Source organism: Grimontia marina (assembly GCF_900060185.1).
GTDB classification, from domain to species: domain Bacteria; phylum Pseudomonadota; class Gammaproteobacteria; order Enterobacterales; family Vibrionaceae; genus Enterovibrio; species Enterovibrio marinus.
In genome coordinates this window covers 30,386-42,169 of the sequence record NZ_FIZY01000043.1, presented here as the reverse complement: position 1 = coordinate 42,169, position 11,784 = coordinate 30,386, and the positions used below count along the sequence as shown (strand labels likewise).

At 46.7% G+C, this 11,784-nt stretch carries 9 protein-coding genes and 1 pseudogene; all 10 read right to left on the bottom strand.

Going from position 1 to position 11,784, the window contains the following annotated elements; genetic code table 11:
- Positions 1 to 113: pseudogene (locus tag GMA8713_RS27440) on the bottom strand (IS630 family transposase); the annotation flags it as partial.
- A 1,431-nt stretch (positions 114 to 1,544) separates the two neighbouring features.
- Positions 1,545 to 2,630, bottom strand: coding sequence for a hypothetical protein (locus GMA8713_RS18905; RefSeq protein ID WP_062713167.1), 1,086 nt, complete (start codon positions 2,628 to 2,630; stop codon positions 1,545 to 1,547).
- Between the two features lie 249 nt (positions 2,631 to 2,879).
- Positions 2,880 to 3,149: a P-loop NTPase fold protein gene (locus GMA8713_RS18900; protein WP_062713165.1), complete on the bottom strand. Its 270-nt coding sequence runs from the start codon at positions 3,147 to 3,149 to the stop codon at positions 2,880 to 2,882.
- A gap of 64 nt (positions 3,150 to 3,213) precedes the next feature.
- A complete protein-coding gene (locus tag GMA8713_RS27430; RefSeq protein ID WP_157515683.1) occupies positions 3,214 to 3,567 on the bottom strand; it encodes a hypothetical protein in 354 nt (117 codons plus the stop codon).
- Positions 3,568 to 4,425: 858 nt separating this feature from the next.
- Positions 4,426 to 6,249 carry an FG-GAP repeat protein gene (locus GMA8713_RS18890; protein ID WP_084387778.1) on the bottom strand — a complete coding sequence of 608 codons (1,824 nt, stop codon included), beginning with the start codon at positions 6,247 to 6,249 and terminating at the stop codon, positions 4,426 to 4,428.
- Between the two features lie 818 nt (positions 6,250 to 7,067).
- Positions 7,068 to 8,336 carry a 4-aminobutyrate--2-oxoglutarate transaminase gene (gene gabT / locus GMA8713_RS18885; RefSeq protein WP_062713154.1) on the bottom strand — a complete coding sequence of 423 codons (1,269 nt, stop codon included), beginning with the start codon at positions 8,334 to 8,336 and terminating at the stop codon, positions 7,068 to 7,070.
- A 16-nt stretch (positions 8,337 to 8,352) separates the two neighbouring features.
- Positions 8,353 to 8,517: a hypothetical protein gene (locus GMA8713_RS27425; RefSeq protein ID WP_157515681.1), complete on the bottom strand. Its 165-nt coding sequence runs from the start codon at positions 8,515 to 8,517 to the stop codon at positions 8,353 to 8,355.
- Positions 8,514 to 9,497, bottom strand: a complete 984-nt coding sequence (locus GMA8713_RS18880) for a 5-oxoprolinase subunit C family protein (RefSeq protein WP_062713152.1) — start codon at positions 9,495 to 9,497, stop codon at positions 8,514 to 8,516. Before GMA8713_RS18880 ends, GMA8713_RS27425 begins: the two co-directional genes overlap by 4 nt.
- The gene (locus tag GMA8713_RS18875; RefSeq protein ID WP_062713150.1) at positions 9,487 to 10,362 is read right to left on the bottom strand and encodes a 5-oxoprolinase subunit B family protein; all 876 of its coding nucleotides are present in this window, start codon (positions 10,360 to 10,362) and stop codon (positions 9,487 to 9,489) included. Before GMA8713_RS18875 ends, GMA8713_RS18880 begins: the two co-directional genes overlap by 11 nt.
- Before the next feature lie 9 nt (positions 10,363 to 10,371).
- Positions 10,372 to 11,784: an acetyl-CoA carboxylase biotin carboxylase subunit gene (locus GMA8713_RS18870; RefSeq protein WP_062713149.1), complete on the bottom strand. Its 1,413-nt coding sequence runs from the start codon at positions 11,782 to 11,784 to the stop codon at positions 10,372 to 10,374.

The following is an 11,784-nucleotide window of genomic DNA, read 5'->3' as shown; positions in this document are numbered from 1 at the left end:
TGGAGTTGCATGAGAGCAATAAGTCTGCGGGCATAATCCTTGTCCTTGGTAGTCTGTATCGCTTTTTTCATCCTACGACGTTCGCCACGAGGTATCGGTGCTATGATGGCCATCACTCAGTCCTTTTTGTGGTTTTTTTCTGTTTGGCGATAGATCAGATCGCGCAAACTGGACTGAGTTTCTCTTACCTATGAGATCTACTATTAGGAACAGCTATTTAGATATATCTTCGTTAAATACTTGATTGAAAATATCAACAAAACCTTGATTTATACGCTGAGATGACATAGCAACTCCTCTTAACCGTAAGAAGAAAAACATAGCCTAGTAAATTTTCTAACGTGGCCTGAGTAGGCTCTAAATCAATACGGTTAGTAATTATGTTTTACATTCTAGATTTTAAGTTAGAAATATATTATCTATGAATGTATCTTAATACGAAATTGAATAAATATTATGAGTCATCAATTTCAATAGCGAATGTATCAGCAATGAAAAAATAGTATTAATTTGTCATGATTCAGGTGGGTTTTATGATGCAAAAGTCATTAAGATTCGTGCTAAAGTCAACTCGCCCTAAGGGAGGCCATCAATGCGCCCACTTCATCGTTAAATTCCAAGGAAATAGAACGACTATTCCTCGCGAAATTTGCCTCGAATTGAACGCATTGATGACCTCTGAATGTGAGCATCTTCAGGTTGTTTGTGTATAAGTATTCGAATTCGCAATGGTAACCGCTCGCGCCTCACTCATCTCTATCCAATACCAGTCCACAGAGCTTTACAACTCCTGCATAAGGTATAACTCGCTATCCCAATGGAAGGTGACGGGATAATGATCATTTGATAGCTTACCTACGGTCGGTTTGGCCAAATTCATTGCCTCCGGTGCCGGGATTGGTGCAGTAGATGCGGTGGACGGAGGAAATGTCGAATATGTACTATTGAAGTCCAACCACAAAAAAGCGGTGAGTCCGAGCGCCAATATGTGTACTACCCAGATGGCTTTATTTAATAAATTCATCATATATCCTTAAAGAACGAATTCACGTTACCGTGAATTGTGTTAAATCCTTTAGCCCAATCAGTACGAAACCGCGCAGGCGTGAAAAATTTGTATCGAAAAAATAAGCTAGTCGGGATATAGATAAATTCAATGGTGAAAATTGTGTATCATTGGTAATACTGAGACTCCGAAGGAATCAGATTGATATCTAAAGCAGACAGTTACAGAAATATAGCTGGTGAATTCATAAGTAAATTTTCATATGTGAAACACATGTGTCCTTTTAAAAATTGCGATCGACTTCAATACAATGATTTTCAACTTGTTAACAATCGCATCCGTGATGTTGGGACAGCATGTTATTGATGGCATTGAACAAGGCTTTGATGATGGGGTTATTGAGGCTGAGGGCGTCGTTGTTGGTTATATACGTATGCCTTTTAACTCGGGGTTGAGGTACTTGGGCTAAGAATATGATAACGCTTTTCGAGAAGGTAACCTCCCTTTGATATGGGAAGGTAAGCATAAAGGTTCAAAATCATATACCGACTGGCCATCTATCACTGACATGAGCGGCAAAATCTTCAAACATCAATGGATGAAACGTGCACTTCAATGTAAGGCCTTTTAAACGAGAATACTGATCGTATATTTCAAAATAATCACCTCTTGTATTATATTCGAAGAAATACCATCTCACGTATTCGTTTTGACGTATGTCAACATTTATCTGCATTATGTTTGGAGGGAGTATGTGTTTCAAGTTTTCTATCTGTCCCTCTTCACATGTGGCTTCAATACCAAGCATTCCAGATTGCCAAAGCCAGGAAAAAGCGTCCTGTTGGTTTATATTTGAATCAAATCTTTCATAAATATCTTCAGGTTTACAAGGAATCTTTAGTCCTTTTAGGCTAGCTGTTACCTCTTCCAATTTTCGAAAACGTCGATAAGATTCAATTTTTCTATCTCTGGAAGTTCCATCAACATAATCCGTAACCGCAGCGCGTATGTGACTACCACTAACTCTAATTCCCCCTACTCCTTTTAAAACGTCGTCATAATTTCTCCCGGTTTTATCTGCACATATCTCAACAGCCTTTCTCGCTATTCTCTGTACTTCTCTGGGTCTATAATTAGTATGCCGTAAAACATACGAAAAAGAGTCTTCATTAAATGCCACACGTGGATAATTATTATGTACCACTGATTCGAAAAGTAATTTCCAGGACTCCCCATGACGAGATGAATGTTGCCTTCCAACTCTTTTAAACTCCCATTGGATACGATTTTCGATAAAAATTTTTAATTTTTCTTTGGTCCACTGAACAAACGAAACATACTGTCGAACTTTTTGAGGAAGATTTACCTGAGAATTATGTGAAAATCTATGCCAAGGAACAGAAATTATTATATCTAATAGTTGGTTGTCGTCTGGCTGAAATTCTTGCTGAAATATATTTATGAGTTCACTGATCACTTCTTGTGCAAGGCTATTCTCCTCTAAATCTGAGAAAGGGGTCTCTATTGGCTCAATAGCAATGATAGGTAAAATATTTTCATTTTTGATATCTCGTAAACACTGCTGAACAAGATCCTGAATACGATCGCTGAAAATTTCTTTCATACCACTTTGTATACTAGTCAGATCTTCTTTTTTATTATCGTCAATTAACTTTAGAAGTGATAGTGCAGCTGGAAGTTGCTTCCAGATAGATTTTCCAGCAGTACTAGATGTGGCTATGCCTTTGATTTCTTGCCAGTGTAGCCCTTTTGCTTTTTCACCATAATGATCTTTTAAAGATGAAATAACAATTGAAGCTCGCCTATATATTTCAGCTTTCCAAATACTTTTTAAATATCTTTTAAATCTTTTTTAATCCAGATGGGAGTATGCTTCAACAATCTGGTCTGAATCTAAATCAGATTCGCTTACGTACCATAATTTTTTATGTTCTCGATGACTTTTCTCTAAAGTCTTTGCGAGTTCTTTAGTCGCATTAAACATGAATGCAGTTTTTCCAACACCCCACCTTCCTGTGATTATCTGAATTCCATTCGACATATTATCTACATAGCAATCTAAGACCAATGGATCTACTTCTGCATTTTCGTTTCCAAATATCTTTCTTCTATCACGAGGCATACCGTATCCTGACTATAATTGATAGTATTTCATTTTTTAAAGTGACCCCGAAGTATCCTCTGGGTCATGAATAAACGAAGAGTAGAGTGCCACATTCTTTTTTTCGCTTACTTCTTAGACGGGCGGCGACCTGCATCATCCTTTGTGGAGAGTGACTATGAGAGAGGATATCGCCGTTATAGGTAAATGCTCTGCCAGGGTGGTCAAGAAAAACCACTTTTCCCTCTTCAATTTTACGGAGAAGCCTGTCTTGTTGAACGTCTATATAACAAAACACGCTGCAGTATTGTTTAGTGCCCCGCGGTATATCGTGGGAGAACAGGAATTTCTGCTTAGCGATACTGACCCCAAAAAAAGGCGGAACGACGTTTGGCTGGTCTTCTACATAAAGCTCGGAATGTTGTCTGGCAATATACATGTTGGCTTCCCTAGGGTCTGTTGACCTTTGGTGGTTAAATTTTGTTCTCGCTATAAGCGTTTTAGGCGCGGCGAGGTGTGTGCCGCCTATTCATTCTAAGCAAATACACCTCAACAAAGCATAAAACGCTTAGAGTACGGGACGCGTAATCGAACCCTTCGGGCAGCGTTTGTGGGGAATTTCTGCGGCGTTATCGGCTTCTCATGTAGGCTAGCTACACCTCGAAGCCTCTGCCTTGCATAAAATCCCCACAAACTGCTGCAAAAATCATCACCAAAGGTCAACAGACCCTAGCACTTATTTTTGTCCTCTTGTCTATTTCAACGGATAAAGACGAGTAGAAAAAGCCAACCTTTGAGACAGAAGGAAGAAAACTATTCTGAGGAAGTTGAATGCGAACCTGTATGGCAGCGAAAAAGGAGTTGCCATCGGTAGAAAGAGTGTTGTTTCAGTAAGTCACCGCATAAAGGCAGATGAGTGTGATATACCCAAACAACCTGAAGATGCTCGCATTCAGAGGAACGCCGCGATCGCAACGCCAGTCAAACTCGCTGAATCCTGCATCTTCAGGTCATCTGGGTATATATGGACGTGCATCCGGCATTGATCTGCGCTTTGGTACTCCACCACAACGGTCGCCGATGACTGCTAGAAAAAGTCATCACTGATGACGCCTCCATTCACAATGAAAAGCAGGCGGGGGTGTTCACCTGTACCAAAAGCTAGAAACGTGTTCTTGGCGACATCAAACGTCAGAGTTTCAGAGCATCACTGACGCTCCCGATTAACGGTTTTCACCCTCTTGGTTTGGTGCAGATCGCTGTATTTGGACGCGTTGATCGTGAGTAATGGTATTGGCTAGAAGACGTACACCGCGCCGGAATTCTCTGCACCCGTATCATTATATTGTGCATTGTTGATGCCCCTGACATTTGAATCTTCTCCAGTCGCCCCCACCGCGAGGGTGTTGCCATCCCCTGACACCGATACCGAGAAGCCAAAATAGTCATCCTTTGCAGTGTTCGAGGCCTTGATGTAGATATCCTGTTCCCATTGACTATTGGCAAAGCGGTAAAGATATACTGCGCCGGAAGCAGATGCCTTGTTGTTGTCTGCACCGTCGATGCCAGTGGCATCTGAATCTTCCCAATGAGCTCCTACTGCGAGGGTGTTACCATCCCCCGACAAAGATACAGACCTACCAAAATAGTTATTTGCTCCGATATTTGAGGCCTTGATGTAGGCTGGCTCCTTCCAGCTACCATTGGCAAAACGGTACACATACACCGCGCCAGCACTGGATGCTTTGTTGTTGCTCTGGTCGCTAGGAGAATTTGACGCTTCCTTGTAAGCTCCTACCGCGAGGGTGTTGCCATCGCCTGATACTGATACCGAGGTGCCAAAATAGTCATCTTTTTCTGTATTCGAGGCCTTGATGTAGGCATCTTGCTTCCATTGGTTGTCGGCAAAGCGGTACACATATACCGCGCCGGAATAAGGTGCCTCGTTGTTGTCTGCACCGTTGGTGCCGATGGAATCTGAATCTTCCCAATGAGCCCCCACTGCAAGGGTATTGCTATCCCCCGACAAAGATACCGACCAGCCAAATTCGTCATGTTGCCCGACATTCGAGGCCTTGATGTAGGTGGGCGCCCCCCATTGCTTATGCTCATTGTCAAAGCGGTACACATACGCCGCGCCAGCACGAATTAAACTGTTGTTGTCTGGATCACCAGCTGAATTTGAAGCTTCTCCATGAGCCCCCACCGCAAGGGTGTTGCCATCCCCTGACAAAGATACTGAGGCGCCAAAATAGTCACTTCCTCCTATATTCGAGGCTTTTATGTAGACTGGCGCTCCCCAGATACCATTGTCAAAGCGGTATACATACACCGCGCCAGCATCAGGTGCGCTGTTATTACCCGGGTCTCTAGCGGAATCTGAATCTTCGTTAGGCGCCCCCACTGCGAGAGTGTTGCCATCCTCAGACATAGATACTGAGTAGCCGAAATAGTCACTTGCATCGATATTCGAGGCCTTGATATAGGCTGACATTTTCCAACGGCCTTTGGCAAAGCGATAGACATACACCGCGCCTGCATTAGGTGCTTTGTTGTCGTTCTTATTAATCGTGGAATTTGAATCTTCCCCATTAGCCCCCACTGCGAGGGTTTTGCCATCCCCTGACATAGATACCGCGTAGCCAAAATAGTCACCTGCCCCGGTATTCGAGGCCTTGACATAGCTTATCAAGCTGGCCAGGTCTTGTGGCGTTAAGGCTTTCTCATTAGACGCCGTTGAGCCTCCACTGTTAGTGGCTAACACAAAAAAATCAGCCAGATGTTTTTTTAGTGGACCACCCAAATTCAGAGTAAGAGACGCGCCAGACGTATTGCCCAGTGATTCACAACTATTGGGGCGTGTTTCATCTTTTCTACACAAGGTATAGCCTGTCGCATTCGCGGAGCTATCCCAACTGAAGGTAACGGGATAATGACCGTTTTTGAGCTTACCCACACTTGGTTGCGCTAAGTTCAGTGGCCCTGGTGGGGTAGTAGATGAAATATTCGCATACCTTTTTACAGAAGCGCCTGTCGTATTAGTATCCTCCTCCCCACATGCGGTGAGTCCTAGCGACAACACGGGCACCATCCAGATGGCTTTCTTAAATAAGTACATCATGTGTCCTCAAAAAACGACTTCAAATTACCTTGAGGTGTGTTGAATCCTTGAACTCAATCAACACGGCATGAAACCGGGTCAGCCCAAAAATTTCGTATCGAAAAATAAGTTAGTAGGGATAGAGGGAAATTCAATGACGAGAAATATGATTCACTAATAAGACTGAGACGCTAGGGAAATCAAATTAATATTTAAAGCAGACAGTTACCGAAATTTATCTAGCTAATGGAAAAGAAAGTTTCACATGTGAAACACACTTCTCTTTCAAAGAATGCGGCCCACTTCAAAATAATTCCTTTCGCTTTATTAATGATCGTATCAGCGCCATCAAATACTGCCTTTTAAAAAAACGGTGTGGGCGAGTAGGGTGGTCATAGCAGATATTGAATAAAACTTGCATTTCGTAAGCTGATAAAGCAATCGATTTAGTGGGAGTTACCCACAGATTCTGTGTGTAAAAAATGTGCAAAGCGCCGTGACGCTAAAGCCTGCGCACCGCATTTGAAACGTCACAAAGGCCTTGTGGCAGAGTGCAGGGGAGCGCAAGCTTATTTTTATCAGAAGGGTAGAGGGATACTCGAGCTAACCAGTCACTAGATTTTGCATCAAAGCTCTGTAAATCTTATAAACGGGGACAGTACAAAATAGGCGGGAGAGCGTTGTTTGATATGATTACGTTTGGCATCCCGGATTTGCTTTTCCTGTCAGGTTGACAAGTTCCAGAAAGCTCAACAGATAAAAGAGCGTGCACTTCAGGAGGGCCAATTGAGTGCTATTGAATCAGAAAGCCACCCCGCGGAGTGGCTCTCTGTTTTCCGTTAACGCAAAGAGAGTAGCGCTTTTCTCATGATGTCTATCGCTTCTTCAACGATGTGATTTTCCACGGTTAGCGGCGGCAGTAATCTAATCGCGTTGCCGAATTGCCCACAAGGCAGCAAGATAAGCCCTTTGTTACGACAGGCTTTCACAAAAGGTTGTACATGGCTGGGATCCGGCTTTCCGTTACAGACAAAGTCAAACGCGATCATGGCACCTTTGTGGCGGATGTGATCGATAGGTAGCTCTGGATTCAGCACTTTCATCTCGGAAAAAGCCTGATGTAGACGGTTTCCTAAGGACTCGGCACGGTCATTAAGGCATTTGGATTCCAATTCATCCAGCACAGCTAAAGCGGCAGCGCATCCCACTGGGCTGCCGCCATAGGTACCGCCAAGGCCGCCCGGCGTTGGGCTATCCATGATCTCGCGTTTGCCGATAATACCAGAAAGTGGATAGCCACCTGCCAGCGCTTTTGCCACTGTGATCAAATCTGGCTGCACATCGAAATGCTCGCTCGCGAGCGTTTTTCCTGTGCGGCCGAAGCCGGTCTGCACTTCATCGAAAATCAGCACGATGCCGTGTTCATCGCAAAGGGCACGAAGGTGCTCCATTAGTTCATTTGGCGCGGCATAAAAACCACCTTCACCCTGAACTGGTTCCAGCACAATGGCCGCAACGGAAGAGGGAGCAATGTCCGTTTTGAACAGTTTCTCCAGTTGTTGCAGCGAATAAGCGGTATCTATGCCCTGATAAGGCACAGGGAAAGGAATGTGGTAGATGTCATTCGGAAACGGACCGAAGCCTTCTTTGTAAGGAGCAATTTTTCCGGTCATGCCCATGGTTAAAAGCGTGCGGCCATGAAACCCACCGTGAAAGCCGATAACCCCACTTCGTTTAGTGTAATGACGGGCGATTTTCACTGCGTTTTCCAATGCCTCAGCACCTGTGGTCATTAAGATGGTTTTGGCATCTTCAATTGGGGCAATGGCGTTTAGCCTCTCAGCAAGTTCGATATAATTCTCATAGCCAGCAACCTGAAAGGCGGTATGGCTAAAATTCTTGATTTGCTCAGTGACTGCCTGTGTGACAGCGCGGTTGTTGTGACCGGTATTGACCACTGCAATTCCTGCCGCGAAGTCGATATACCGCTTGTCTTCCACATCCCAAAATTCTGCATTTTTGGCGCGTTTTACAAACAGAGGGGTAGCCGAAGCCACGCCTCTGGGAACCGCCGCATTGCGGCGTTCCATCAGTGACTGGTTGTTCATTTTGAACCCTTATTTGTTAGGAGAGTCCACCAAAGCAGACGTATTTGGTTTCGTTTTTACCCATCTCTGGCACATGGGCGATGATGTTCGTGTAGGCAGGGTCGAAAACGGGGTAGGTTTTCCCGCTTTCACTGTCGACCCAATCGCCACCAATGAATGCCTTATCTCGAATCAACGTCATCGTGCGGCCCCGCTTTTCTCGATATGCTGTTTGGCATATTTCAACAGCGCGTCATATTCCTTGCGGGCTTTCAGCGCATCTTCCAGCGAGACTTGCACAAACTGGGTTTGTGAATTGGGCTGCATCTGACCGATAAGGTCCATGTCTACCGACACCACAGTGCCAATCATGAAGTAGCCTCCGCCTGAAACGGCGTCTCGGTGCAACACAATGGGTTCTTTCCCTGCTGGCACCTGAATTGAGCCATAGGGATAGCAGCCGTCGACAATGTTGGAAGGGTCGGATCCGGCGCCAAACGGCTGCTCGCGCTCGACAAACTCTAATGGCGTGCCGTTTTTGAACCGGTAGCCAATGCGGTCTGCTTCCGGTGCTACCTGCCAGGTATCGTTGAAAAACTGCTCGCCAGCCGCTTTGGTGATCCGGTGCCAGTAAAGGCCGGGAACCACCCGCAACTGATTCAACCTTGGTCTGCGTAGAAAGTCGGGTAAATAGCGTTCTTCAAACGGCGCTTCATCGCTGCCGACAGGCAGTTCGTCCCCGGCTTGTAACAATCTGCCTTCAAATCCGCCCAGCGCTCCGAGCGTATAGGTCGAACGGCTTCCGAGTACCTCAGGCACATCAATGCCTCCAGCAATGGCGATATAAATCCGCGCGCCGCCTGTCAGATGTGAGAAGGAAAGAATCTGACCGGCTTTCACCTCAAAGCTTGCCCAATTGACCTGCTCTTCCCCATCAAGGATGGGGGTCATATCTGCTCCTGTAACGGCCACGGTGGCGTCCTGATTGAACGTCAGTTTGGGCCCCATAAACACCGCTTCCAACACTGCCGCGTTTTCGTCGTTACCAACCAGCCAGTTGGCGCAGCGACACGCGAATCTGTCCATCGCACCTGAGACCGGAATGCCAAGATGAAAATACCCTTTGCGGCCCAAATCCTGCACAGAGGTGGCGAGCCCGGGGTGGATAACATTAATGCTCATACAGCGCCTCCTGCATTGCTGCGTTATAGCCCGCCATGTCTTTTTCAAACTCAGACAGTGAGAATCGAACCGATTTTGTGCGAGGTTGGTAGGTACCGTCTTCGACCTGTTTGACAATCTCGTGATACTCACTTTCTGAGATAGGTTTGAACTTCACGATGTCGCCCGGTTGGAAGAACACCAGAAAATCCTTCAGGTGTGCCGCGTTTTGCGCCGGGTCGTAAATAGGGACAGGGGTGACACCAAACATCTGGTAGCCACCAGCACCCCGCACAGAGTAAATACAGGAGAAACAGCCGCCGTAGCCGACCGTCAACTTGGGTGTGTCGGTTCTGGGCCTGACGTATTTCGGTACTTGTATCTGTTTGTCGCGTTCAACCATTTGGAACATAAACGGCAGACCGGAAACGAACCCCACCATGGTGACAAACCAGGGGGCGTCGGAATGCGCCTGAATAAAGGCGTCAACAGAGTCATAGCCATTGATTCTGGCTGCGTAAGAGAGATCGGTGCCGTCTGGATCCTGATGGCGGTCACGAAACCGCATCAGGGTTTCATGGGTCCAGGGGTCTTGGTAGAAAACCGGCACCTCAACGATGCGGGTATCGATCTCTGCTTTTCCTGCTGCTTGCGCTTTTTCGATGTCCTGAATGGCGGCGAGCATGGTTTCGGGCGAACAAATGTCTGGGTTGTATTTCACCTGAAACGAGGCGTTTGCCGGACAGATTTCTTCTACGCCGGGCAGGTTCGCTTCACGGATGGCCTGGGTAATCGACAGGCTTTTGAAAAAGGCAGCGAGCGACATTTCTTCGCTGACTTCGACGAAAATATGCTCGTCGCCGCCGTATGAGTAGCGTGTTTTCATTGTCCTTCCTTAGCTTGCTTGTGGTAGCGAGCAATCCTTTTTGTTGTCGGGTTGAGCTTGTTCAGGCTTTGGGGTGTCGAGTGTCTCCAGCCATTGTTCAAGCCATGCCGTATGGAAATTGCCGTTAATTACGTCAGGCGCTTCACACAGCTTTTGAAATAGCGGTTGTGTGGTTTTCACCCCTTCAATCGACAGTTCGTCCAGTGCCCTTGCCATGCGGTGAATCGCGCTTTCCCTATCCTCGTCCCAGACAATCAGCTTGCCGAGTAAGGAATCGTAATAAGGGGGAATGGCAAAGCCGGAGTAGATGAGCCCGTCAAAGCGCACACCGCTGCCCAATGGCGGGGTGAATGATGTGATGACGCCTGGGAAAGGGAGGAAACCGTTGAATGGGTCTTCTGCATTCAGGCGGATTTCAATGGCATGGCCGCGACGGCGAATGTCCTCCTGTGCGAAAGATAGGTGCTGACCCGACGCGATCTGAATCATTTCTCGAATCAGGTCAACACCCGTGATGGCTTCGGTGATCGGGTGTTCTACCTGAATACGGGTGTTCATCTCGATGAAATAGAAAGACTCAGATTCATCATCGTAGAGAAACTCAATGGTGCCCGCGCCCTTATAGTTGACGCTTTTTGCCAGAGACACCGCTGATTGACACATGGCTTCACGCACCAAATCCGGCAAAACGGCGCAGGGCGCTTCTTCCCAGACTTTCTGGCGGCGGCGTTGCAGCGAGCACTCGCGCTCAAACAGGTGAACCGCATTGAGGCCATCCGCAAGGATTTGTACTTCCACGTGTCGGGATTGGCGAATGAATTTTTCGAGATAAAGCGTACCATCACCAAACGCAGACTGCGCTTCAGAAGATGCCTGATGGTATTGGGTCAGGAACTCGCTTTCGTCTTCAATCACACGAATACCACGCCCACCTCCGCCCGCTGAAGCTTTGATCATTACCGGGAAGCCGATGAGTTTAGCCTGTTCAAGTGCCGCTTCCGGGTTATCAGAGGGTGCACTTCCCGGTACCACGGGTACACCGGCTGCCATCGCGGTTTCACGGGCGCGGGCTTTATCCGCCATCTTGGTCATGGTTTGGCCTGATGGGCCGACAAAGATAATGCCTGCTTTACGCACGTCATCTGAGAAGCTGGCGTTTTCAGAAAGAAAGCCGTAGCCAGGATGGATAGCATCCGCGCCAGACTGCTTTGCCGCCTGAATGACTTTATCACCGCATAGATAAGATTGGTTTGCCATCGGGGCACCGATACAAATGGCTTCATCAGCCAGTTTTACTGCAAGGGACTCTGTATCCGCCTCGCTGTAGATCTGCACGGTATGGATACCCATTTCCTTGGCCGCGCGGATAATGCGTACCGCTATCTCACCGCGATTGGCGATGAGTAATTTTTCGATTGTCAT

Coding starts and splice junctions, on each gene's coding strand:
- GMA8713_RS18905 (WP_062713167.1), bottom strand. CDS start 2,630: ATGAAAGAAATTTTCAGCGATCGTATTCAGGATCTTGTTCAGCAGTGT.
- GMA8713_RS18900 (WP_062713165.1), bottom strand. CDS start 3,149: ATGCCTCGTGATAGAAGAAAGATATTTGGAAACGAAAATGCAGAAGTA.
- GMA8713_RS27430 (WP_157515683.1), bottom strand. CDS start 3,567: ATGTATATTGCCAGACAACATTCCGAGCTTTATGTAGAAGACCAGCCA.
- GMA8713_RS18890 (WP_084387778.1), bottom strand. CDS start 6,249: ATGATGTACTTATTTAAGAAAGCCATCTGGATGGTGCCCGTGTTGTCG.
- gabT (WP_062713154.1), bottom strand. CDS start 8,336: ATGAACAACCAGTCACTGATGGAACGCCGCAATGCGGCGGTTCCCAGA.
- GMA8713_RS27425 (WP_157515681.1), bottom strand. CDS start 8,517: ATGACGTTGATTCGAGATAAGGCATTCATTGGTGGCGATTGGGTCGAC.
- GMA8713_RS18880 (WP_062713152.1), bottom strand. CDS start 9,497: ATGAGCATTAATGTTATCCACCCCGGGCTCGCCACCTCTGTGCAGGAT.
- GMA8713_RS18875 (WP_062713150.1), bottom strand. CDS start 10,362: ATGAAAACACGCTACTCATACGGCGGCGACGAGCATATTTTCGTCGAA.
- GMA8713_RS18870 (WP_062713149.1), bottom strand. CDS start 11,784: ATGACAATCGAAAAATTACTCATCGCCAATCGCGGTGAGATAGCGGTA.